The 24,626-nt window shown below is 54.7% G+C and carries 19 protein-coding genes; 12 read left to right on the forward strand and 7 right to left on the reverse strand.

The window, feature by feature from the left end:
* Positions 1 to 17 precede the first annotated feature (17 nt).
* Positions 18 to 572 (reverse strand): inosine/xanthosine triphosphatase, encoded by a 555-nt coding sequence (yjjX, locus tag C8N40_RS13265; protein ID WP_108212252.1) that lies wholly within the window; start codon positions 570 to 572, stop codon positions 18 to 20.
* Between the two features lie 356 nt (positions 573 to 928).
* Here yjjX and C8N40_RS13270 point away from each other — a divergent pair, with 356 nt between their 5' ends.
* On the forward strand, positions 929 to 3,520 hold the full coding sequence (locus tag C8N40_RS13270; protein WP_108212253.1) for a M1 family metallopeptidase: 2,592 nt from the start codon (positions 929 to 931) through the stop codon (positions 3,518 to 3,520).
* Between the two features lie 523 nt (positions 3,521 to 4,043).
* Here C8N40_RS13270 and C8N40_RS13275 read toward each other — a convergent pair.
* Positions 4,044 to 5,747, reverse strand: coding sequence for a pyruvate dehydrogenase complex dihydrolipoamide acetyltransferase (locus C8N40_RS13275; RefSeq protein ID WP_108212254.1), 1,704 nt, complete (start codon positions 5,745 to 5,747; stop codon positions 4,044 to 4,046).
* 206 nt (positions 5,748 to 5,953) lie between these two features.
* A complete protein-coding gene (locus C8N40_RS13280) occupies positions 5,954 to 6,583 on the reverse strand; it encodes a histidine phosphatase family protein (protein ID WP_108212255.1) in 630 nt (209 codons plus the stop codon).
* A gap of 53 nt (positions 6,584 to 6,636) precedes the next feature.
* Between C8N40_RS13280 and C8N40_RS13285 the strand changes: the two genes are divergently transcribed.
* From C8N40_RS13285 to C8N40_RS13325, 9 genes are all read left to right on the forward strand, one after another.
* A complete protein-coding gene (locus tag C8N40_RS13285) occupies positions 6,637 to 7,056 on the forward strand; it encodes a hotdog fold thioesterase (RefSeq protein ID WP_108212256.1) in 420 nt (139 codons plus the stop codon).
* Positions 7,057 to 7,084: 28 nt separating this feature from the next.
* The gene (locus tag C8N40_RS13290) at positions 7,085 to 8,260 is read left to right on the forward strand and encodes a chorismate-binding protein (protein ID WP_245905116.1); all 1,176 of its coding nucleotides are present in this window, start codon (positions 7,085 to 7,087) and stop codon (positions 8,258 to 8,260) included.
* A 171-nt stretch (positions 8,261 to 8,431) separates the two neighbouring features.
* A complete protein-coding gene (menD, locus tag C8N40_RS13295) occupies positions 8,432 to 10,135 on the forward strand; it encodes a 2-succinyl-5-enolpyruvyl-6-hydroxy-3-cyclohexene-1-carboxylic-acid synthase (RefSeq protein ID WP_108212257.1) in 1,704 nt (567 codons plus the stop codon).
* 194 nt (positions 10,136 to 10,329) lie between these two features.
* A complete protein-coding gene (locus C8N40_RS13300) occupies positions 10,330 to 10,773 on the forward strand; it encodes a DoxX family protein (protein ID WP_108212258.1) in 444 nt (147 codons plus the stop codon).
* Positions 10,774 to 10,916: 143 nt separating this feature from the next.
* Complete coding sequence (locus C8N40_RS13305) at positions 10,917 to 11,372, forward strand: DoxX family protein (protein ID WP_108212259.1); 456 nt, start codon at positions 10,917 to 10,919, stop codon at positions 11,370 to 11,372.
* A gap of 180 nt (positions 11,373 to 11,552) precedes the next feature.
* Positions 11,553 to 12,665 carry an AMP-binding protein gene (locus C8N40_RS13310; RefSeq protein WP_108212260.1) on the forward strand — a complete coding sequence of 371 codons (1,113 nt, stop codon included), beginning with the start codon at positions 11,553 to 11,555 and terminating at the stop codon, positions 12,663 to 12,665.
* Positions 12,666 to 12,724: 59 nt separating this feature from the next.
* Entirely contained in the window at positions 12,725 to 13,600 is an 876-nt protein-coding gene (locus C8N40_RS13315) for an SMP-30/gluconolactonase/LRE family protein (RefSeq protein WP_108212261.1), read from the forward strand.
* Between the two features lie 100 nt (positions 13,601 to 13,700).
* On the forward strand, positions 13,701 to 14,618 hold the full coding sequence (locus C8N40_RS13320) for a DUF1835 domain-containing protein (protein WP_108212262.1): 918 nt from the start codon (positions 13,701 to 13,703) through the stop codon (positions 14,616 to 14,618).
* Between the two features lie 60 nt (positions 14,619 to 14,678).
* Positions 14,679 to 15,083 carry a hypothetical protein gene (locus C8N40_RS13325; RefSeq protein WP_108212263.1) on the forward strand — a complete coding sequence of 135 codons (405 nt, stop codon included), beginning with the start codon at positions 14,679 to 14,681 and terminating at the stop codon, positions 15,081 to 15,083.
* 279 nt (positions 15,084 to 15,362) lie between these two features.
* On the opposite strand, the gene hutG is transcribed toward C8N40_RS13325, so the two are convergent.
* From hutG to hutU, 3 genes are all read right to left on the reverse strand, one after another.
* Positions 15,363 to 16,337, reverse strand: coding sequence for a formimidoylglutamase (hutG, locus tag C8N40_RS13330; protein WP_108212264.1), 975 nt, complete (start codon positions 16,335 to 16,337; stop codon positions 15,363 to 15,365).
* A 96-nt stretch (positions 16,338 to 16,433) separates the two neighbouring features.
* Positions 16,434 to 17,687, reverse strand: a complete 1,254-nt coding sequence (gene hutI, locus C8N40_RS13335; protein WP_108212265.1) for an imidazolonepropionase — start codon at positions 17,685 to 17,687, stop codon at positions 16,434 to 16,436.
* Between the two features lie 824 nt (positions 17,688 to 18,511).
* Positions 18,512 to 20,224, reverse strand: coding sequence for a urocanate hydratase (hutU, locus tag C8N40_RS13340; RefSeq protein WP_108212266.1), 1,713 nt, complete (start codon positions 20,222 to 20,224; stop codon positions 18,512 to 18,514).
* Positions 20,225 to 20,344: 120 nt separating this feature from the next.
* On the opposite strand from hutU, the gene C8N40_RS13345 reads away from it, so the two are divergent.
* Complete coding sequence (locus C8N40_RS13345) at positions 20,345 to 20,971, forward strand: class I SAM-dependent methyltransferase (protein WP_108212267.1); 627 nt, start codon at positions 20,345 to 20,347, stop codon at positions 20,969 to 20,971.
* A gap of 39 nt (positions 20,972 to 21,010) precedes the next feature.
* On the opposite strand, the gene C8N40_RS13350 is transcribed toward C8N40_RS13345, so the two are convergent.
* Positions 21,011 to 21,466, reverse strand: a complete 456-nt coding sequence (locus tag C8N40_RS13350) for a c-type cytochrome (protein WP_245905117.1) — start codon at positions 21,464 to 21,466, stop codon at positions 21,011 to 21,013.
* Between the two features lie 178 nt (positions 21,467 to 21,644).
* On the opposite strand from C8N40_RS13350, the gene C8N40_RS13355 reads away from it, so the two are divergent.
* A complete protein-coding gene (locus C8N40_RS13355; protein ID WP_108212269.1) occupies positions 21,645 to 24,092 on the forward strand; it encodes a zinc-dependent metalloprotease in 2,448 nt (815 codons plus the stop codon).
* The last annotated feature ends 534 nt before the right edge of the window (positions 24,093 to 24,626 follow it).

Consider the following 24,626-nt stretch of genomic DNA (forward strand, 5'->3'; position numbering starts at 1 on the left):
CGCTTTTATACTTGCTGCTAGGGTTGCGGGTTGAGGTATAGTTCTTTGTTACGCAGCGGCACCAGTGCCAGCACCACCGCCTGTTCATACAGCTCGCGCCTGTCCACCACGTTATGGGTCAGGATGCCGATGGCGCCGCCTTTCTGCTTGGAGTTGGAGTAGCTGAAGATACGGTCGTTGGCCTCGCCCAGCTCCACCCCCTGCTCCACTAGCTCCCGCACCTGCTGCGGCAGAAAAAAGGTGCCCGACCGCGCCTTGCCCAGCTGCTCTTTGTCCTGCACTACCACCCAGGCAAAGGTAGCCAGTTCGCCGCCAATCACTTCCACGCCACCTTCAATCCCAATCCAAATATCCGCCTCCGGGTGCACTTCCCTGGCATTGGCCAAGCGGTTAAGCGCCCCCTGCAGCGTCTCCAGCTCGGTCATGGGCTGGTCGGCCACGCCGGATGGCACGCTTACCGACTCCGGCATAAACTCTGCCTCCGGAAACATCCGCTGCAGCCCATCCAGCGCTGCATTGATTTTGACCGGGTTTTTAGAGGCAATGATGACGTTATATGTTTTGTGTTCCATGTTAGTTTTAAAGTACAAGTTCTATACTTAGCCCACTCCTATCCCCCTCCTTGGAGCTAAGCCTTTATTTCTCTTTATTTTGTCATCCTGTAAGGATCTTGGTAGCAGGTAGCAGGTAGCAGGTAGCAGAAGCCTAATCTCCCTTCCACCAAGTTTCTTAACAGAATGACAAAGAGGTCAGACTTCGAAGTTACCCACCCCTGACCCCTCCCAAGAGGGGAATTTATACTTCTATACTTTTACACCTTTCTAACCTTCTAACTTTTTAACTTATTAACTTTCTAACTCCCAAACTCCCCAACTCTTTAACTCCTAAACTCTCCAACTCTCCCTCGCTCTAAGTATATTTGAAAAGTATGAAAAAGAGAAACAGAAACCTACTCATAGCAAGTATAGCGCTGCTCAGCGCCGGCACGCTGGCTTCCTGCAGCAAGCAGCTGGCCACCACAGAAGTCTTACCTGTGGAAACGGGCGTGTCCAAGCAGCTGGCCGATTACCGCAAGCAGGTGCTCAGCCACATCGCCTACGACATTGCGTTGCAGATTCCGCCCCAGAAGCAGCAACCTATACTTGGCTCTGAAACCATCACCTTCCGCCTCTCCGACAACAGCCAGCCGCTGCAACTCGACTTTAAAGAGCAGCCGGAGAAACTGAAACAAGTATGGCTCAACGGCAAGCAACTGGAAACGAAACTAGATAACGAGCACATCCTCCTGCCGGCCAGCGGGCTTAAGGTTGGGGAGAATGAATTGAAACTGGAGTTCATCGCCGGGGATTTGTCGCTCAACCGCAACGAGGAGTATCTGTATACCTTGCTGGTGCCCGACCGCGCCCGCACCGTGGTGCCCGTTTTCGACCAGCCCAACCTGAAAGCCACCTTTACCCTTCGCTTAACTTTGCCCAAGGATTGGAATGCGCTGGCCAATGGCGCTTTGGTAGACTCTACGCTAGCCGAAAACAGCAAAAGCTATACGTTTGCCACCTCGGACACCATTCCGACTTACCTGTTCTCGTTTGCGGCGGGTAAGTTCAAACACGTGCAGCGCGACATGAGCGGCACTGCCATGCACTTCTACCACCGCGAAACGGACGAGGCCAAAATCCGCGAAAGTACAAACCCAATCTTCCAGCTCCACAGCGACGCGCTACGGTTTATGGAGGCGTATACGCAGATTCCTTACCCTTTCCAGAAGTTTGATTTTGTGGCGATACCGGATTTCCAGTACGGCGGCATGGAGCACGTGGGCGCCATACAGTACAAAGCCTCTACCTTGTTCCTGGATGAAACGGCCACCAAAGACGAGAAAATCGCCCGCTCCAACCTCATCGCGCACGAAACGGCCCATATGTGGTTCGGCGACCTGGTGACGATGCAGTGGTTTAACGATGTTTGGATGAAGGAGGTATTCGCTAATTTTATGGCCGACAAGGTGACGCAGGTGGCGCTGGAGAACACCAATTACGACATGAAGTTTTTGGTGGACCATTTCCCCGCCGCCTACAGCATCGACCGCACCACCGGGGCCAACCCCATCCGCCAGCCGCTTGATAACCTGCAGGATGCGGGCTCTCTTTACGGCAGTATCATCTACCACAAAGCCCCTATTATGATGCGCCAACTCGAGCGCCTGATGGGCGAAGAAGAGCTGCGCAAAGGGCTGCAGGAATACCTGAAAACCTACGCCTACCGCAACGCCACCTGGCCCGACCTCATCCAAATTCTCGATGCCCGCACACCGGTAGACCTGGCGCAGTGGAACCAGGTGTGGGTGAACGAAGCAGGCCGCCCGGTGTTCACGCATGAACTCAAAACCAGTAACGGCAAAATTGAGCAGCTGCGGGTATTACAGCGAGGCGAAGATGGCTCTGAGAGAGTATGGCCGCAGTATTTTGAAATTGCTTTAGTATACCCGGACCGGCTGGAAGAGATGACCGTGGACATGACCAAGGCGGAAGTGGTAGTAGAGCAGGCCGCAGGCAAGGAAGCACCGCAGTTTATACTTTTCAACTCCACGGGGCAGGGCTACGGCGTATTTCCGGTGGAGGAGGCGATGCTGCAGCGGCTGTATACCTTGCAAGACCCCGTGCAACGCGCCTCGGCCTACATCAACCTGTACGAAAACATGCTCAACGGCCGCGGCCTAACGCCGGCACAGCTGCTCAGCTTCTACCAGAAAGGCCTGACACAGGAACAGGAGGAACTCAACATTAAACTCATGACCGGCCAGTTGAGTGACATCTATTGGGTCTTCCTCTCCCCGGCACAGCGCCAGCAGCTGGCGACGCAATTGGAGCAACAGGTATGGCAGGCACTGCAGCAGCATCAAGCTCCGAACGTGAAAAAGCTGCTCTTTAAAACCTACCAAAGTATAGCCCTTAGCAAGGAAGCGCAGGACAAACTATACGGAGTATGGCAAAAACAACAGCCGCCAACTGGTGTAAAGCTGAACGAGGATGATTATACTTCGCTAGCGCTTGCCCTGGCCGTACGCGACTGTCCAAACCAAAGTATACTTCAGGAGCAACTTACCCGCATCCAAAACCCGGACCGCAAAAAGCGCCTGGAGTTTATAATGCCGGCTCTCTCGTCAGACGTACAGGTGCGGGATGCTTTTTTTGCTTCGTTGAAGAACGCTGAAAACCGGGAGAAGGAAGCCTGGGTGGCCTCGGCCCTGGGGTATCTGCACCATCCACTGCGCGCCCAAACCTCAGAGAAATACCTGCCGCAAAGCCTGGAGCTACTGGCCGAGATTCAGCGTACGGGCGATATTTTCTTTCCCTTTAACTGGCTCCGCGCTACCTTTGGCTCTTACCAGACCACTACAGCCGCTCAAGTCGTGCATGATTTTCTGAAAGACAACCCAAGCTATAACCCGAAACTAAAAGCCAAAATCCTGCAGGCTTCCGACGATTTGTTCCGGGCAGAGAAGCTGGTGCAACAGCAGTAACCGAGGCTAGTAGCTGTTACGAGTTTCCATGGGGCTAGTGTTCAACTGGCGAAAGTATAGCCAATACAGGAACCTCGAATCTTACCCTCGCTCGCCTCTGGAGAGTGTGCGTTATCAGGTGGCGTCCCGCCACGTTACATACAGATAGTGCTTGTCAACAAGTATAAAGTATAGCCAGAAGTATAAAACATCAAGTTGCTATTTACGTTGGCTGGAAGGTATAACCCACCCCCGCCCCTCCAGGGAGGGGAATCTTGTTAAAATTGCAGAAATTCCCCTCCCTGGAGGGGTTAGGGGTGGGTTCATCGCATCTTAAGTTATAAAGTATAAACCTGAAGCGGCCAGAGGTCTTGGGATAGCGCACACTCGCCAGAGGCGAGCGAGGGCAATACTTCTGGAGGTTCGCGAGTGTCCAGAGACTAAAGGCGCAGATAGTCTCAGATTTTGTAAACACTGTACACACTAAAAAAGAAAAGCCCTTCCGTTTCCGGGAGGGCTTTTCTATACTTTATACTTCGTGTACTTACACCAGGATTCTCACCGGGTTTTCCAGCAGGTTCTTGAACGTCTGCAGGAAGGCAGAGCCAACAGCGCCGTCCACTACGCGGTGGTCGCAGGACAGTGTCACCTTCATCACGTTGCCGATCTGAATGTTGCCGTTCTTCACCACTGGCGTCTGCTTGATAGCGCCTACCGCCATGATGCACGCATCCGGTGGATTGATGATGGCCGTAAACTCCTCGATGCCGAACATGCCCAGGTTGGAGATGGTAAACGTGTTACCTTCCCAGTCAGATGGCTGCAGCTTCTTGCTTTTAGCCTTGCCGCCCAGGTCTTTCACCTCCGCCGCAATGGCAGAAAGCGACTTGTAATCTGCGTTGCGAACCACTGGTACCAGCAGGCCTTCCTCTACCGCCACAGCCACGCCAATGTTGATGTGCTTGTTGTAACGGATCTTATCACCCAGCCAGGAAGAGTTCACCGCAGGATGCTGACGCAGGGCCGCAGCGGCTGCCTTGATCACCAGGTCGTTGAAGGATACCTTCACCGGAGATACTTCGTTGATGCTGGCGCGGGCCTCCATGGCCTTGTCCATATCAATCTCCATAGTCAGGTAGAAGTGTGGTGCAGAGAACTTGCTCTCCGCCAGACGACGGGCAATTACCTTGCGCATCTGCGACACGTTCACTTCTTCGTAAGCCTCGGCCGGAGCGCCAGGGATAGCAGCCGGAGCTGGAGCCGCTGGCTTCGCCTGAGGGGCAGCAGCCTGTTGTGGTGCGGCAGATGGCGAGAAGTTCTCCACGTCGCGCAGCACGATACGGCCGCCTTCGCCAGAACCTTTGATTTGCGCCAGGTTGTAGCCTTTCTCTTTCGCTACGCGCTTGGCCAGCGGAGAAGCTTTCACACGGCCGTTGTCAGAAGCAACTTCCTGCACTTCCGCGCCTTGTGCCGGCACCGTAGTTCCCGTTGCTTTCTCAGAGGTAGTAGCGTCCACGCTTGTCTGGATGGCCTCATCCGTCTGGGCGTTCTCCTCACGCTCCTGTCTGTCGGAAGTAGAGGTTGCGCCGCTCAGCAGGGCTTTGTAATCAGCGCCTTCCTCGCCGATGATCGCAATGATGGCATCGATTGGAACAGCGTCGCCTTCGTTAACGCCAATGTATAGCAGGGTTCCGTCCTCATACGACTCCAGCTCCATGGTGGCCTTATCGGTCTCCACTTCAGCCAGCACGTCGCCGGACTTCACTTTATCGCCTTGTTTTTTGAGCCAGCTCACCAGTACGCCCTCGGTCATGGTGTCGCTCATTTTTGGCATCCGGATAACAGAAGCCTTGATGTTGCTCGTATCGACAACTTTCGCAGGGGCCTCCTCTTTAGCCGCAGCAGGCTTGGCTTCGGGTTTCGGTTCTTCCTTCGCCTCCGGCTTCGCTTCTTTGGCAGCCGGGGCACCTCCGCCCTTCACCTCGTTCAGCAGGCCGGAGATATCCTCCCCTTCCTTGCCAATGATGGCGATTACGGCGTCAATCGGAACAGCGTCCCCTTTTTTGGGTCCGATGTACAGCAGTGTACCGTCTTCATAGGATTCCAGCTCCATAGTAGCTTTATCGGTCTCCACTTCAGCCAGGATATCGCCGGAGCTCACCTTATCGCCTTCTTTCTTCAGCCAAGATGCAATCACCCCCTCAGTCATCGTGTCGCTCATCTTGGGCATTCTTATAACTTCAGCCATAAATTTCGTGTTGTTTTATTCGCCCAATAGGTCTTGTATTATCCGCCCAAAATTAGATTTAAAAATATTCTATTCAAACTATGTTCGCACACAAAAGATGGCAACCTGCTAACAAAGGCCGCGGCAACCTCATTTTGTGTCCGCCTGATTCGGAACAGCAAGATACGGAATCAAGCTCAATTTCTAAAATCCGGAAAACAGCTGCCTTAGCTTTGTTCCGGCGCCTGCAGGTGTGCCACGTCGCAGTACTTCCTGACAGAGAACATGCTGCCGGTAAAGTCGAGCTGGTAAAGGCACAGGTTGCGGTGCTCGAACTCATCCATGCAGCGCAGCGGGTACCGCAGCAGTTGGCACAGCAAGATACGCATGGCACGCCCGTGCATGCAAATCAGGATCGTTTCCTCCTCGGGCCGGCTCAGCATCAGGTCTACAAAGGGTTTCTGCCGCTCGTACACCAGCTCCGGGCTCTCCCCACCCTCAATGCACACGGCGGTATTGCCCTCGCACCAGGTTTGCAGGATGCTGTGGTAGTAGGCGTCTTCTTCGGGGGTGATGCGCGTGCCCTCGCGGGTGCCCCAGTTAATCTCGTTCAGCCCGGCGTGCCGCTCGTGTGGGATGCCTAAATCGATGAATTTCTGAACGGATTGTATGCTGCGCTGCAGCGTAGAAGTATAAACTTTATCAAAGGGAACTTCCTTATACTTCTCGAAAAACAGGTCCGCCTGCCGCTGCCCCTCAGCATTCAATACTGAGTCCACGCCGCTTCCCTGCACAATGCTCTTCAGGTTATAGTCGGTCTGTCCGTGGCGGATGAGGTATATCTTCTTAATCAAAATTATTCTACTTTTGCCTACTTACTAAATCAGCGCGAATTTAGGCATCGCAGCTTATGGATAAAAATACAGATACGGTAGAGCGGGTAAAAGAGTGGTGCAAAAACACCATGATAGAGCACCTGGGCATTGAGATTACGGAGGTGGGCGACGACTTTTTGTGCGCCAGAATGCCTGTGGATCAGCGCACCCACCAGCCCATGGGCCTGCTGCACGGCGGGGCCTCGGTAGTGCTGGCCGAGTCGCTGGCCAGCATGGGAGCAGCCCTGAAAGTGGATTTAACAAAAAAGGCCTGCGTGGGTTTAGAGATAAACGCCAACCACCTGCGCAGCGCTTGCGAGGGCTGGGTGTATGGCAAAGCCACCCCAATTCATGTGGGCCGCAGCACCCAGGTATGGGAAACAAAAGTTACCAACGAGGCAGGCGAATTAGTTTGCATCAGCCGCATGACGGTGGCAGTGATAGACAAAAAATAAAACAGCGGCTATACTGGCCGGAGGAGACATGATGATGGGTGAACAAGCCCGAACCTATACGTTAGAGCAGTTTTTTCAGGCGGCCATTGCCGGGCAAAAGGCAGTAGCCGTCTGGCGATTACCAAATGCCCCCCACCCACAGGCCTGTGTACAGTTGGGGCAACACTTCACTACCGGGCAACCACAACTGGAAACCAGTCCCTTTGGTTTCTTTTTCTGCCCCTTCCAGGTTTCCAAAGAGGAGCCCAATCTTTTTATAAAGGCCGACTTATACTTTGATGGTGAGCATGTGAGCAGTGCCCCCGAGGCACCGCAGCAGCCGCTTCAGGCTTTCTATACTTTACTGGAAAATCCCCAACGTATACATGCCTGGCACACGCCTGCCAACGAGCAGCGCCACGCTTTTCAGACTGAGGAGGTCTTTGTGGGGGCCGTGCACCAGGCCGTGGAAGCAATACAGGCCGGGCAGATGGAAAAGGTGGTTTTGTCCCGAACGGACCAGGAAGCCTTGCCCGAGGGATTCTCCCCGGTAGCTGCCTTCCGGGCGATGGCCGAGAAGTATCCCAGGGCCTTTGTGTCGCTGGTGTCAGTGCCGGGCGTAGGTACGTGGATGGGCGCCACCCCGGAGATACTGGTAAGTATAGACGAGCAGCAGGTGTTCCATACCATGGCGCTGGCCGGTACGCAACCCGCCGTGGAAAACGTGGCCGATGCCATCTGGCGGCAGAAGGAAATCGAGGAGCAGGCGATGGTGGAGCGCTACGTGCTGAGTTGCTTTAAGAAGCTGCGCCTGCGCGAGTATACTGAAGTAGGTCCCAGAACGATTATTGCCGGCGGGCTGATGCACCTGCGCACAGATTTTAAGGTAAACCTGCGGGATGTACACTTCCCTACCCTGGGCACCGACATGCTGGAGCTGCTGCACCCAACCTCGGCGGTCTGCGGCTTGCCCAAGCAGCCGGCCCTTGAGTTTATACTTGCCCACGAAGGCTATAACCGCAGCTACTATAGCGGCTATTTGGGACCGGTCAACGGCTCTAGCGGCTCACACCTCTACGTGAACCTGCGCTGCATGCAGCTGCTGACCCAGGAGGCCATTCTTTACGCCGGCGCCGGCGTTACCGAAGGCTCCGTCGCGCAGAAAGAATGGCTCGAAACCCAGCACAAAATGCAAACGATGGGTAAAATCCTGTCGGATTTTTAATTTTGATGGAGTGAATGAGCGATTGAATGAATGGTTTTAATCGTAGTAGAAAAATCGTTTTATCACCCACTTCACTTACACTTGAAAGCTTGTATGTTTTCACTCATTTAACATCAAAGTATAATAAACCTTCAACATTCACTCATTCGCTCATTCACTAATTCACTCACTATGATTCTAGCGCCTGTTGTCAATATTGCTGAAATCTGTGCCCAGAAAGGGATAGAGCATGTGGTGCTGTCGCCGGGCTCGCGCTGTGCCCCGATTACGATTGCCTTTGCCCGCCATGGCGGGTTTCAGGTGAAGACGGTGAGCGACGAGCGGGCCGCCGCTTTTATGGCTCTGGGCATGGCGCTGACAACAGGCAAGCCAACCGTGCTGGTGTGCACTTCCGGAACCGCTGCCCTTAATTACGCACCCGCCGTGGCGGAGGCCTTCTTCCAGCGGGTGCCGCTGCTCATCCTTAGCGCCGACCGCCCACCCGAGTGGATCGACCAACTTGACGGGCAGACGATACGGCAGCAGAACGTGTTCGGGCAGCACATCAAGCAGAGCTATACTTTCCCCCCGGATTTCTCGCACCCGGATGCCACCTGGTACAGCGAGCGGATGGTGTCGGAGGCGCTGAACGAGGCCATGAACTATCCAGCAGGACCCGTACACATCAACGTGCCTTTACGCGAGCCTTTTTACCCCGCTCCTGACGAGGACTTGAAGTATAACAAGCAGGTAAAAGTCATAGCCGAGGAGCCACAGGCCTACGATTTAAGTGTAGCGCAGTCGCTCAGGCTGCAGGAGGAGATCCTCAAGTATAGAAAGGTGCTGGTGCTGGCCGGACAGGACCAACAACAGGAGCCGCTGCTGAAAAGTCTGCATACTTTTACTGAGAGTACCGGAGCCGTGGTGGTGGGCGACATCATCAGCAACATCCACCAGCTGCCGCAGGCCATCCGGCACCAGGACATCATTTTTGGCAACACCGACCAGGAGCAACTGGCCAAACTGCAGCCCGACCTGCTGATTTCTTTTGGCAAGTCCATCATCTCCAAGTCGCTGAAAGTATACCTGCGCAAGTATAAACCCAAGGCCCACTGGCACGTGCAGCCCGCCGGCCAGGTGGCCGACACATTCCAGTCGCTCACAAAGATAGTGCGCTGCACGCCGCAGAACTTTTTCACGGCACTGGCCGGCAGCACCAGAGCCGATGAGAACTTTGCCGCAGCCTGGGCCGCGGCCAACGAAACAGCCGGAAACTACCTGCAAAAGTATACGCAGGGAGCACCCTACAGCGAGCTGCCGGTGGTAGCACGCGTGCTGCGGCAGCTTCCGCCAAAGAGCAACCTGCACCTGGCCAACTCCATGGCGGTGCGCTACGCCAACATTGTGGGGCTGCAAGCAGCACAGCAGGTGCAGGTGTACGCCAACCGGGGCACCAGCGGCATCGACGGCAGCACGAGCACCGCAGTGGGCTGCGCCCTTTCCTGCCCAGGCATCACCACGTTACTCACCGGTGATCTGGCCTTTTTCTACGACCGCAACGGGCTCTGGCACAATTACCTGCCCCCGAACCTGCGCATCGTGCTGCTGAACAACCACGCCGGCGGCATTTTCAGGCTGATAGACGGGCCACGGCAGCAACCGGAGCTGGAGCCATACTTTGAAACCCGCCAGGAACTGAACGCCGAGAACACGGCGCGCGATTTTGGCATACGTTATACTTCGGTTAACTCGCTGGAGGAGCTGGAAGATGCCCTGCCTGCCTTCTTCCATCCTGAGGCCGGTGCCGGTATACTGGAGGTTTTCACCGAAAGCAACGCCAACGCCAGCGCCTTCGACGCTTACCGCACGGAAGGACGAAAGCTGCGATTTAAATAACGGCTAAGGTATAAACTAACCGCCTAGCGCCTCCTGGTTTTCACACTGGGAGGCGCTGTTTGTTTAAGCACAATCTATACTTTTAGGCCCTCCCACTTCAACTCCAAACCATAATCTCTGGTCTTTTGTATCCGGGTTGCTAACATTAGGCGTATATATAAATACGAACATGTTTTACCTAAATCACTTTAATCATGGCCTTTACACACGAAGTCAGTCACCCTGTCCAGCGTAACAGCGCCAGCAATCCTGTCTGGATGGACGGGTTACGCATCCTTTTAGGATTGTTTCTCTTCATAAAGGGAGTCATGTTCCTGGAGTACACCAGTGATGTGTTCCAGGTTTTCAGCCAGAACCAGGATTTTATCAGCCTGCAGAAAGCGCCGGTTTTAACCAGCACCGTGCACATTGTCGGCGGGTTGATGATTGCCATGGGCTTTCTGACCCGGCTGGCGCTGCTCTGCCAGATACCGGTGGTGCTGGGGGCGGTGCTGCTCGTAAACAGGCACCGGGGGCTGCATCTGGAGAACACGGAGCTCTGGATATCGGTGGTCGTGCTAGGCCTGCTGCTCTTCTTTATGATTGTTGGCCCGGGCCGCTATTCGGTGGATAATAAAGTGCTCCGGAAACAGAAGTAAAACCCATGGTTGGCTGCTGATCACGAAGCTTCCAGGACATCAGGCGCGAATAATATAATTTGTACTGAGATTTGTCCGGTTCATGGTGAAATACGTTAAATAAAATGATAGTCAGCATGTTTCACATTTAAATTTATAAAGCCATGAACCTAGCACAAGACATGAACCGCGTAGAGCGCTGGGCTGACACGCATCACCCTGTTTGGCTCGATTTTTTGAGGATGGGGCTGGGAATTTTCCTGATGGTGAAGGGCTTTATGTTTATTCAGGACACAGAAGCGCTGTTCCGAATCATGCAGAAGAGCCAGTTCCCTTGGATTTCGATCGGTTTGGCGCATTACGTTGCCTTTGCCCACCTGGTAGGCGGCCTGCTGATTGCGATGGGCCTGATCACCCGGGTGGCCATCCTGTTTCAGCTGCCCATCCTGATTGGGGCGGTTTTCTTCATTAACCCGAACCGGGGTTTCTACTCAGAGAACACCGAGCTATGGTCCTCCATCATCGTGCTGATGCTGCTGATCTTCTTCCTGATCTTCGGTTCCGGCCGCCTCTCCATCGACCGGCTCATCCGCAAGCCTGACAAGGACTGGCTCTACTAATTTAGCCGGTTCATACCGGCTCCGGGGCAGGAAGCAGGAGAAAAACCTTTGCCGGCAGTATTTGTTTTAATAGCGCTTTACCCCAATTTTGCAGCAGCACGTACGTGTTAACGTGAAATGATGACGGGGCACCATTCTCAGGGCAAATGCCTGTAGGGGTGGCCTATAAGATATTGCTACATGACAGACAAATACCTGACCCTGAACGGCAAGAAGTTCTACTACGACGAAATTGCCTCGTACTCCTTCCGCAACAGCATTCCGCTGAATGGCTACGAAAGTAAAACCCTTGAATTCTGCCGCAGCTGGCTCAATGGGGTGCAGGAGTTCCCCATCCAGACGTCCGGCTCCACCGGGGTACCCAAAACCATTAACCTTACCCGCAGGCAGCTGGAGGCCAGCGCCCGCCGCACCATCAAGCTGCTTCACCTGCAGCCCGGCGACTGCACGCTCATTTGCCTGAACACCGAGTACATCGCCGGCATGATGATGCTGGTGCGCGGCTTTGTGGCCGACCTGCGCATGATTATTGTTGAACCCATCAGCAACCCGCTAACCCTGGTAAGCCCGGAGGAGAAGATAGCTTTCAGCTCCTTTGTGCCGATGCAGCTGCACGCCATACTTCAGGAAACCCCGCAGCGGCTCGGGCAGCTTAACGGCATGCATGGCATGCTGGTGGGTGGCGCCCCGCTTACCCCTACCCAGCAGCGTGAGCTCCAGCAAATACAGGCGCCGGTGTACCATACCTATGGCATGACGGAGACCGCCTCGCACATCGCCCTGCGCAAGCTCAACGGGTATGACGCGGCCGATTACTACGAGGTGCTGGAAAACATCGAGGTAGGCCTGGACAAGCGCGGCTGCCTCACCATCAAAGGCGACCTCACTAACAACGAGCTGCTCGTCACCAACGACATCGTGGAGCTGCTCACCCCTACCCGCTTCCGTTGGATAGGCCGCGCCGACAACACCATTAACACCGGTGGCGTGAAGGTACAGACAGAGACGGTGGAGCTGGCCATCGCCGAGGCCTTTGTGGATGATGTGGACTCGCCGCGCTTTTTCATAGCCCCGCAGCCCGACGAGGTGCTTGGCGAGAAGATTGTGCTGGTGCTGGAGGGCGATCAGTTATCCGAAGAGGAGGAAAAACAGCTGTTGGAGCGCCTGCGCAGCAAGCTCGGCAAGTATGAAATGCCCAAGGAAGTATACTACAGCCAGGCTTTCTCCGAAACCTCCACCGGAAAAGTATCGCGCCAGCGCACGCTCCGGAAGCTTGGCCTGCATACCGAGTAGCCTGAAATTAGAACGGCACGCGCACCTGTCCGTAAGATGTATAAACCAAAACCGAAAGCATGAGAAAAAGTATACGTACCGGATTCTATACTTTGCTGGCCACCTTTGCCCTGAGCGGCTGTAGCGGCAACCTGTTCTCCTCGCGTGCGCCCGTGGAGCTGCAGGAAGTATGGGCCTCCGACAATACCCTCAGAACGCCGGAGTCTGCCCTCTTCGACCCGCAGCGCAACGTGATCTACGTGTCGAACATGAACAGCACCTCCGACCGCAACGACGGCGACGGCTTTATCTCCCGGCTGGATGCGGAAGGGAATATTGAAGACCTGTACTGGGTAACCGGCCTGAACAACCCGGCGGGTATGGCCCTGCACAACAACGTGCTTTACGTGGCCGATGCAGACGAGGTAGTGGCCATTGCCACGCAATCCGGCTCGGTGCTGGGCAAGTATAAAGCCGAGAAAGCCAAGTTCCTGAACGATGTGGCGGTTGACGACAACGGCACAGTGTACGTTACCGACTCAGAGCAGCGGCGCATTTACCAGATGCGCAACGGCCGCATCAGCACATGGATAGAAAACACCAAGCGCGAGAATCCAAACGGCATCTTTATCGAAGGCGACCGCATGTTGGTGGCTTTCTTTAACAGCGGCCACGTGCGTTTGGTAGACCCCGGCACGAAAGACTTCACGGACTGGACCGATGGCATTAAGTCAGCGGACGGCATTACGCGTCTGGAAGATGGCAATTATTTAATCTCCAGCTGGGATGGCGAAGTATACTACGTGAACCAGGAAGGCCGTAAATGGCGCGTGCTGGACACGAAAAGCAAAAACATCAACGCTGCCGACATCAGCTATGCCCGGCAGCCCGGCCTGCTGCTGGTGCCCACTTTCCGTGATAACAGGGTGGTGGCTTACAGACTAAAAGGCAGGTAATTACGTTAGATACTTATACCGTTATAATGTTTGAGGTAAGGCAGCTGCACCGTTACGTGTTAGTTGCCTTCTCATTTGCGGCGTTTTATACTTTAGGCTGATGAAAAAACTTCCCACCCTGCACATCCTCAACGGCGATGCCTCAGTGCCTGCCTTTACCGCAGCCGGGTTGCCCGGCCAAGTGCTGGTGTGGCGCGAAATTCTTTCGGAAGGGCCGGTATTCTATATGTTGCCTGAGCCGGAGTTCTGGCAAAAGCGGCAGGACTACATCACCTCCACCTATGGCGAGCCGGCAGAGAAGTATAGAGCCAAAGTGCTGGATGAAGTGCAGAAACTGGAGGGAATCGGGGCTTTTTTTGAGGTGGTGCTGTGGTTCGACGCTGACCTGATGTGCCAGGTAAACCTGTTATACTTACTGCAGCGCCTGCACCAGAAAAAACCACCCATAGTATCAATCTGCACACCTGTGCAAGGCAAAAACATTGCGCTGCTGAGGCCAGAGGAATTGCAACAACTGTTTGAAGGCAGGATACAGGTGGATGATACGCAGTTGGAGCAGGCCAAGCAACTGTGGCAACTCTATGCCAGCCCCAATCACCTTAACCTACAGGTATACTTACAGCAGCAGTCTGCCCCGTTTTTATACTTGCAGCAGGCCCTGCAACTGCACCTGCACCGTTTCCCGGCCTGCACAAATGGCCTTAGCCAGCCCGAGCACATGCTGCTACGTATAATACAGGCTGGCACTACCACTGTAGATGCGCTTATGCAGCAGTTCTGGCAGCAGGACCCCGGCTACGGCTTCGGCGATTGGCAGCTACAAGAGATATTAGCCCGTCTGCAACCCGACCTGGTACAGGCCAAAGAGCCGCTTTCCCTCAGTTTTTTTGGGGAGCGGGTGCTGGAGGGATACGGAGCTTTCATCCCTAAATCACGCTGGCTGGGTGGCTCAGAGGTAAACGGCAGCTGCCCCTACTGCTTCGATCCAGAAAAAGGGGGCCTGCGCAAGCACGCCTGATAAATCTGGCATCAAAAATGCAATAACGTGTGTTATACTTATACTTTAAGCAGAACACACATGAACAGGAAGCAAACATATACCTTAGCACTGGCCCTGAGCCTGCCGCTTTTCAGCCTGACCTTCGCCAAAGCACAGACCACGCCCTTACCTCCACAGGAGAAAGAACATATACTTGTTAGCACCGAGCACCCTGATGCCAACAAGGAAACCCTGTCGGGGATTTTCCTGAAGCCCACCGCTAAAGGTTCCTTTGAACTGGACTTCTCGCAGGAGCTGGATGAGAATGCCGTACTTTTTGTAAAAAGCTCCGCCGGAAAAACGGTATACACCAAACCTGTCAGCATAGAGGGCAACCGCAGCAGCTGGCGTTACCAGCTCGGCAAGCTTAAGCCCGACACCTACCTGATAGAGGTAAAAACCAGCGACACCACCTACTGGACCAAGTTTAAAGTGGGCAAATAAGTATAAAACACAACGGCCCTGCATTATACTGCAGGGCCGTTGTGTTTTATACTTAAGTCAATCTTGAAAAATTTATTGCGGATTCAATTATGACATGCTCTTTCGGATTTGCAATCCGAAAGTATAGTAACCGCGGATTTGTAATCCGCAGTGGCAGAGGAGTAGCTACTCTCAGGCAGGCGGATTACAAATCCGCAAAGTATAAAGCTCCGGATTACAATCCGGAGCAGCAGTGCACTTATTTCAGATGCGCACCGTTCATCTGAAATAATTTAAGAACTATACCTGGCTCCACTGCTGCACTACATGGTAGAGCAGCGATGCTCCCAACCTGGCCGTGCGGTTATCAACATCGAGTTTTGGGTTTAGCTCCACCACATCCAGCGTCAGCAGTTTGCCGCTGCTGATGATCTGCTGCAACAGCAACAGCACGATCTCCGGATGCACGCCCAGGGCGGCCGGGGCACTCACGCCCGGCGCGTAGGCTGCGGCAAACACGTCCATATCGATGCTTACATACAGCACATCAACCAGCTCCGTAAACTGCTGCAGCCGCTCCCGCAGCGCCTCGTAGTTATACACCTGCATCGCCGGCGCAAACACGTAATCGGCACCATAGGCGGCGGCGGTGTTAAACAGCTTCTGCGTATTGCCCTGCTGCTGTATGCCCAGGCACAGGTAATTAAAGTCCTGCCCCAACGCGTCCAGGTCGTCAGCGATCTGCAGGAACGGGGTGCCGGAGCTGGCCTGTTTCTCATAGCTCCGCAGGTCGAAATGCGCGTCGAAGTTGATGATGCCCAACTGCTGCCCCTCCGGGAGAGCCTGCTTGATACCTAAAAAATGGCCGTAGGCGGTTTCGTGCCCGCCGCCGAGTATAATCGTTTTGTATGTGTTGGATAGCAGGGCGCTCACTTTCCGGCCTAACTGCTTCTGTGCTTCCTCCAGGTTCTGGTTAGTACAGTATACATCGCCCGCATCGAACAGCGCCACATCATCCTCCAAATGCCACGCAAACGAGGCCATTGCCTGCCGCAACGCCGCCGGCCCTTCCACTGCCCCTTCCCTGCCCTGGTTGCGGCGCACGCCTTCATCACAGCAGAACCCCAAAAACGTGATAGCCTGATTTGCTGGAGCGGGGTCCGTGGTGTCGGTCAGGTGGAGCAGTTTAATCCCCTGGTGCCAGCGTTTGCCTTCTTCACCATCGAGCGTGTCTACTCTGCCTTTCCAGGTCCCGGGTGCGGTGGGTTTATACATTTGTTATGTTCTTAATTGTTTGTTGTTGATTGTTTTTGTCCCTGAAGCGAATCTTCCGTTTTGTGACTTATAGTGATTCGCACGAGCGCTTGTAATTTATACTTGTCTCCCGCTTTTCCATACTTTCGAAGGTTTCAGTTTCCCCTGCAAGTATAAAATCTCCCTGTAGTTTTCTGTCGGGAAGGCGATCATGTCGGCCAGGTTTCCTTTCGCCAGGTTGCCACGGTCCGGGAGGTTGAGCGCTTTGGCGGCGCGGGTCGTAATGGCGGCCAAGGTCTCGGCAGTAGTTAATTTTTCAGCAGCACCAAGTATAGCCGCCTGCATCAGCAAGTCGCCCATGGGGGCAGAGCCCGGGTTCCAATCCGTAGCGATGGCCAGGCATAGGCCGCCGTCCAGCATTTTGCGGGCAGGCGCGTAATGCATGCCCAGCCCCAGCGAGGCCCCCGGTAGTACCGTAGCCACCACCCCGGCATCGCGCAGCAGGGCAATTTCCTCGTCTCCGCTGGCCTCCAGGTGGTCGGCACTCACAGCACCGGCCTCTGCGGCTACCCGGCTGCCATCCGTGCTGAACTGATCGGCGTGAACCGTTATATCAAAGCCCATTTCCCTGGCAGCTAGTAAGAATTCCAGCGATTCTACTTCCGTAAAGGCGGTGTCTTCGACAAAGATATCCACGCGGCTGGCCAGGTTCTGCTCCTGCACCTGAGGCAGCAACTCATTTAAAATATGCTGCAAGTATACTTTGGAGTCGGTAAACTCAGGTGGGCGCATGTGTGCCGCCAGGCAGGTGGGCACCAGGTCTAGTGCATGGTGCTTGTTTACGAGACTGATGGCCTCCAGCATTTTCAGTTCATCGTCCACCGTCAGGCCATACCCGCTCTTAACCTCGCAGGTGGTAACGCCCTCGCGCAGGTGGCGGTCGCAGCGCTTGCGCAGTAGATCAACCAGTTCCACCAAGGTTGCTTCGCGGGTTTTACGTACACTGTCCAGTATGCCGCCGCCGCTGCGGGCAATTTCTAAGTAGGTTTTACCGGCCACGCGCATGGCGTAGTCGTTGGCACGGCTTCCGGCAAAGCAAATGTGGGTATGGGCGTCGACAAGGCCGGGGAGCAGCACCATCGGCTCCTCTACCAGTTCCAGTTTATACTTGTTATCAAGCGCCTCGCGGTGGAGTTGGTCATACTTGCCTACCTTCTGCACCCTGCCCTCCTGCACCAGCACCCCGGCCTGTTCGATTACCTTCAGCTGCCCGTCCTGTATCGCGCCAGCCTCCGGCAGGTTGGTCATTGGCAGGGTTTGGCTGAAGGGGCCGATTAACGTATGGGTTGATGTGTCTTTGTTATCTTTCATAGTTGGTTTGATGATGTAGCGCGTTATACTTTTATACTGTTTGTCCGAGCTAAAAGTAGTCAGTACTTTGCTTAAAAGCCGGATTTATACTTCAGCTATACTTTTATACTTGCTGATTTATACTTTCTCTGGCGCGGGCTTGTAGCTCGTGTCTTTTTATGATGTTGGGTTTGTAACCCGACTAGCTTGAAAAGCCATACTTTATATTTGGGCTACACTTTAGACTTGCCTGTTATACTTTCCTAGCCGCTGCTTCCCTCTACTTGACACAAGCTATCCTTTCTAGCCACAGTTCATCCTCCAGCCCCACTTACCAATCGTTGCATCTCCTACTTGGCTCCCTCCTAGGCCGGGAGGCCTCGCCTTCGGGCATCGCGCTGCTTTCGCTTCCTGCCCTCGTACCTCGGGCTGCCTCACTTACGCTCGGCACCGGAACCTCTCGAGGCGCTCAACCCAAAGGCTGGGATAAGGTTCGATAGCCACTGCTATTACTGTCATCTCGACCATCGGTAGAGATCTATATGGGATTCCGGATAGATCTCTCACTGCGTTCGAGATTACATAGTGAGTAGTAAGTATAAACTGCCCCCTTGAGGGGACCACAGGGGTGTAACCGCAATACCTTTTACTATAGAACTTATACTTCAGCCAAAGTAACTACAGGCTCCCCGCCTTGGCCAAGGAGGGGTTAGGGGTGGTTGGACCCGGGACTGCAGAACTCCCTCCCCTGTTTTTAGGGGAGGGTTGGGGTGGGGTTTTGCAGAAGCTGGTTAAACCCTTTACTGCTACCCACCCCAAAAATCCTGATTCAGCCAAGGGCCAAATTACAATTCCAACCCAAACTTCTTCGCGTTTTCCTGCGCCGTTTCGTAGCCGGCGTCGGCGTGGCGGAAGATGCCCATGGCTGGATCGTTGTAGAGCACGCGGCGGAGGCAGCGCTCGGCACGGTCGGTGCCATCGGCCAATATCACCATGCCTGCGTGCTGCGAGTAGCCGATGCCCACGCCACCGCCGTGGTGGAACGACACCCAGGTGGCGCCACCGGCAGTGTTCGACATCAGGTTCAACAGCGGCCAGTCGGAGATGGCGTCGGAGCCGTCTTTCATGCCTTCGGTTTCACGGTACGGGGAGGCCACAGAACCGCAGTCCAGATGGTCGCGACCGATGACGATTGGGGCCTTTACCTTGCCCTCACGCACGAGCTGGTTGAAGAGCAGACCGGCTTTCTCGCGCTCACCCATGCCCAGCCAGCAGATGCGGCACGGAAGTCCCTGAAAAGCAACTTTCTCCTGCGCCTCGTCCAGCCACTTGATCATGTGCGTGTTCTCCGTGAACAGCTCCTTTAGTGCCTCGTCCGTCACACGGATATCCTCCGGGTCGCCGGAAAGTGCCGCCCAGCGGAAGGGTCCTTTGCCCTCGCAGAAAAGCGGACGGATGTACTCGGGCACAAAGCCCGGGATGTTGAAGGCATTGGCCTCCCCGCCCTGCTGCGCGAACTCGCGCAGGTTGTTGCCATAGTCGAAGGTTTTGCTGCCGCGCTTTTGCAGCTCCAGCATAAAGCCCACATGGCGGGCCATACTTTTCAGCGACAGTTCTTTATACTTTGCCGGGTCCTGCTGACGCAAGGCTCTGGCCTCTTCCAGTGTCAGCCCGTTCGGCACATAACCGTTAATCGGGTCATGGGCAGAGGTTTGGTCGGTAAGAATGTCCGGTGTGATGTTATCTGCTATCAGCTTCTCCAGTACGTCCCCAATATCACCTACCAGACCAACTGAGATAGCCTCCCCGCGCTCTTTTGCCTCCAGCACCCAACGCTTCGCCTCCTCATAATCGTAGGTCATTTTGTCGATGTAGCGGGTATCGAGACGCTTCTGGATACGGTCCGGGTCCACATCTACGCCCAGGAAAGTGGCGCCGGCAATGGTAGCGGCCAAAGGCTGCGCGCCGCCCATACCACCCAGACCGCCCGTTACGAGCAGCTTGTGGCGCAAATCGCTGTTAAAGTACTTATCGCCGCAGGCAGCAAAGGTTTCGTAGGTGCCCTGCAATATACCTTGCGAGCCGATGTAAATCCAGCTTCCGGCCGTCATCTGCCCGTACATGATCAGGCCACGCTTTCGCAGGTCGTTAAAGTACTCCCAGGTAGCCCAATGCGGCACCAGGTTGGAGTTGGCGATGAGCACGCGCGGGGCTTCGGCATGCGTGCGCACCTTGCCCACCGGCTTGCCCGACTGCACCAGCAAGCTTTCATCCTCCTCCAGTTCCAGCAGCACTTCTATAATCTTGCGGGCATCCTCCGGCGTGCGGGCCGCCTGCCCGGTGCCACCGTATACCACCAGGTCGGCAGGCGCTTCGGCCACCTCGTCGGTCAGGTTGTTGAGGAACATGCGCAGCGCGGCCTCTGCCTGCCAGTTCTTGCAGTGCAGCTCAGGGCCGCGTGGCGGGATGTAGGTGGGATGGTTTGCGTATTTTTGTATGAATTGCTCGGCCGTGAGGCCGGCTTTTGGTGATGATGCTGTGGCAGCTGATGTAGTCATAGTTTTTAATTCGGTATGGGTTTGTTCAATAATCTGAAATTTATATCAAAAATAACAGGAAAACGGTGCTAATTTAACCGCAGAAGCCCTAACAGTCCTTACCATTCTATACTTCCGTTTATGTTCCATCTACCTATCTCGTCCCTGCCCGCCCAGTTCGGCAACATCGATATTTACCTGTTCGACCAGTTGCTGAAAGGCCGCATCCGCAAAGGGATGAAAGTGCTGGATGCCGGCTGCGGCGCCGGCCGAAACATATACTACCTGATGCAGGCCGGCGTGAAAGTATACGGTGCCGATATTTCTGAGGAAGCGATACGGGAGGTGAGGCGGCTGGCGGCCGAACTGGCCCCTACCCTATCGCCCAAAAACTTTGTGGTGACTGACCTGAGCCAGCTGCCCTTTGAGGACAAGGCTTTTGATGTGGTGCTGTGCAGCGCTGTGTTGCATTTTGCCCAAGGCGAGGCTCACTTTAAAAGTATGCTGGAGCAGTTGTGGCGCGTGCTAAAGCCGGAGGGGATGCTCTTCTGCCGTTTCAGCACAACAATTGGCATGGAGGGAAAACTGCAGCAGGTGGCGCCGCAAAAGTATAAAATGCCGCACGGGCCGGTGTGGTTTCTGCCTGACGAGGCGCTGCTGCGGGAGTTGGTTAATGCGTTGCAGGCCGAGCTACTGGAGCCCCTGAAAACCGTGCTGGTGGAGCACGAGCGAAGTATGACCACGCTGGTATTGCGCAAAAAAGTATAAGGCCACACAACTTGATTTGTGTGGCCTTAGGTGGGTTTGTTAGTTATTCAGCGACAAGATGTAGTCTACCATCTGGCCGGCGTCTTCCTTTTTAATGTTCGGGTGCGGAGGCATTGGTACCTGGCCCCATACGCCTGCACCACCTTCTATAATCTTACCGATCAGGTACTCCCGGTTCTTATCGTTTTCCTCATACTTGGCAGCCACATCAACATAGGCCGGGCCTACAAGCTTCTGCTGGTTGCTGTGGCAGGCCGTACAGTCAGAGCCGGCAATTAGTTTGGAGCCAGGGTGTATCTCCTGAGCAGGCTGCTGCTGGGCAGGAGCACTTGGGGTACGGGTGCCTGGCGCTGGTTGCGGAGCGTTGGCTACGGCCTCGGCAACGGAATCCTTATAATCCTGCTCGTAAAAGCGGTCGTATTCTGATTTTTGGTTACCGCAGGAGGCGAGCATGAATCCTAGACCAAGTGCAGCATAAAGAAATTTTGAGCTCATAATTGTTTATTGAGTGTTTCTGAAAACTATACTTTCTCCGGCTATGGTTTGTTACGAAACTCCGGTTCCGGGAAGGCCCGTGCAGCCATGCCGTGATACCTTTGCGAAGGTAGGCCCGTAATTCTGAATTTCAAAATTCCTATATTACAGCATCAAGCGCATTTCTAACCTTATAACCATGACATCACCCTTCCTCAGAACCCTCTGGCTCGCGCTGGTGCTGCCGCTGCTTTCGGCAAGTATGGCGCTGGCCCAGGCACTGCCTACCATCACCCTCTTCACCAAAGACATGCGGAAGTTTCCCGGCTACTTCACCTTTTATTACGACAGGGAAACTGACAAAGTATGGTTGGAGGTAGATAAAGTGAACCAGGAGTTCCTGTACGTCAACTCCCTACCCTCCGGTCTTGGCTCCAACGACATTGGCCTGGACCGCGGCCAGCTGGGCGGCCAGCGCGTGGTATACTTTGAGAAAATCGGCACCAAAGTGATGCTCGTGCAGCCAAACCTGGCCTACCGCGCCATTACCGACAACAAAAACGAGGCCCGCGCCGTGGACGAGTCTTTTGCCAAATCCATCCTTTGGGGCTTTAAGGCACAAGCGGTAGAAGGCAACAGCGTGTTGGTGGATGCCACCGATTTCCTGCTGCGCGACGCCCATGATGTGATTGGAAGTATAAAACGCTCCAAACAAGGTACCTACAAGCTCGACCCCACCCGCTCGGCTATCTACCTGCCGCGCACCAAAAACTTTCCGGAAAACACCGAGTTTGAGGCCACGCTTACCTTTACCGGAGGCGATGATGCCGGCCGCTTTGTGCGCGAGGTAACCCCGGACGTGCAGGCCATCACGCTGCGCCAGCACCACTCCTTCATCCAACTCCCCGACAACAAGTATAAACCACGGGAGGCAGACCCGCGCGCCGGCTACTTCGGCATCTCCTACTTCGATTACGCCACCCCAGTGGACGAAAACATCGAGAAGCGTTACATCGCCCGCCACCGCCTGCAGAAAAAAGATCCTTCCGCTAGAGTATCGGAAGCCGTGGAGCCGATTGTATACTATGTCGATAATGGCGCACCCGAACCTATTCGGACCGCCCTGTTGGACGGCGCCCGCTGGTGGAACCAGGCCTTTGAGGCGGCCGGTTACAAAGACGCTTTCCGGGTGGAGGTACTGCCGGACGGAGCTGACCCGATGGACGTGCGCTACAACATTATCCAGTGGGTGCACCGCAGCACGCGCGGCTGGTCTTACGGCGCCTCCGTGGTTGACCCACGTACCGGCGAAATCATCAAAGGACACGTATCGCTGGGCTCATTGCGCGTGCGCCAGGACTACCTGATTGCCGAAGGCCTGCTGGCGCCTTACAAAGAAGGCAACAAGGAAAACAAGCAGATGATGGACATGGCCCTGGCGCGCATCCGGCAGCTGTCGGCGCACGAACTGGGCCACACACTGGGCATCATGCACAACTATGCCGCCAACAACAACGCCTCCGTGATGGACTACCCGCACCCGCAGGTAAAGCTGGACCGCGCCGGTAACATCGACCTGAGCAATGCCTACGGCACCAGCATTGGCGAGTGGGACAAAGTGGCCGTGGCCTACGGCTACCAGGATTTTCCAAACGGAACAGATGAGAAGAAGGCCCTAAATGACATTCTGGCCAAAGGCAGAGAAAAAGGGCTACAGTTTATCACCGACCGCGACGCCCGTTCGCCAGGTGGTTCTCACCCGGACGCTCACCTGTGGGACAACGGCACGCATGCGGCAGATGAACTGCTGCACGTCCTCAAAGTACGGGAGAAGGCCCTGCAGAATTTCTCCGAGCACAACATCAAGCCCGGCACCCCGATGAGTGCGCTGGAGGATGTGCTGGTGCCTATCTACAACTTCCACCGTTACCAGACCGAGGCGGCAGCCAAAATGGTGGGCGGCGTGTACTACAACTACACCGTGCGCGGCGATGGGCAAAAGGCAACGGCCGTGCTGGCCAAGCGCGAGCAGCAAAAAGCACTGGATGCCTTGCTGAAAACCATCTCGCCGGAGGTGCTCGCGCTGCCAGAACCTGTTATTGCGATGATTCCACCACGCGCGCCGGGTTTGCGCAACAACCGCGAGCTGTTTGAGCGCCGCACCGGTGTTACCTTTGACCCGCTGGCGGCAGCGGAGGCATCGGCTAACTTTACCATTTCCCTGCTGCTTCACCCGGAACGCGCCTCACGCCTCGTGGAGCTGGGAGCCCGCAGCAACAGCCTCAGCCTGCAGGACGTGATCGGGCAGTTGATGGACAACACCTGGAAGAGCAAGCGAAAAGACGGTATGGAAGGGCTGGTACAGATGCAGACCGAGCAGATTGTACTCACGCACTTGCTTGACCTGTCGCAAAACGAAAACGCCACTTACCAGGCCCGTGCCCTGGCTACCGCAACCCTCAAGGATTTAAATAATTACTTGGGTCGCCGGTACAACCTTAACCCGCAGGATACTTACCAGTCCCACATCACGTTGGCGCTGGAGCGCCTCACCCGCCCGGTAACCGTAGAGGTGAAGCCCGGCAAAACCCTGGACCTGCCGCCAGGTGCGCCAATTGGAAGCGGGGAGTACATGGGGTGTGAGTAAACCCGAAGTACAAGCCATACCTAAACCGCCTTTTCCTGCTGGAGGGGGCGGTTTATACTTTTATAGGCACTCCTATTACGAAGTCAGGCCTATTGCCAAAAACCAGCCCGGTTTCTATACTTTATCGCCTACCCCTGATTTTTTTATTGTTGCTTGCAGGGAGCTTGCCTCCGCGTCCTATACTTCGCCTTTTCATACAAGCCCTTGCTGCTCTTCTCCGGTGGAGACCACGCGCTACAATGCTTTGCTATTAAAGGCATTACTCCACCTCACAGCTTTCTTATTCTCCTAAAGAGGCTCTGACTAAAGTGCCATACGTAAGCCGCATCTAATGCTTGCACTTAATGCACCTTAAGTATTCTTTATCTAATACAGATTAGATCTAACACACAACATCATAAAAAGGAAATTATAAATTTACCTACATATTCTGTATCTTTGCAAAACAGGCATTCTGACATAGAGATATAAATATTTCAGAAGGGCGCTTTGATAGTATAGTTCAGGCCAACCGGCTTCTTTTGTAAGGCATCA

This window comes from Pontibacter mucosus (genome assembly GCF_003054055.1).
Lineage (GTDB): Bacteria > Bacteroidota > Bacteroidia > Cytophagales > Hymenobacteraceae > Pontibacter > Pontibacter mucosus.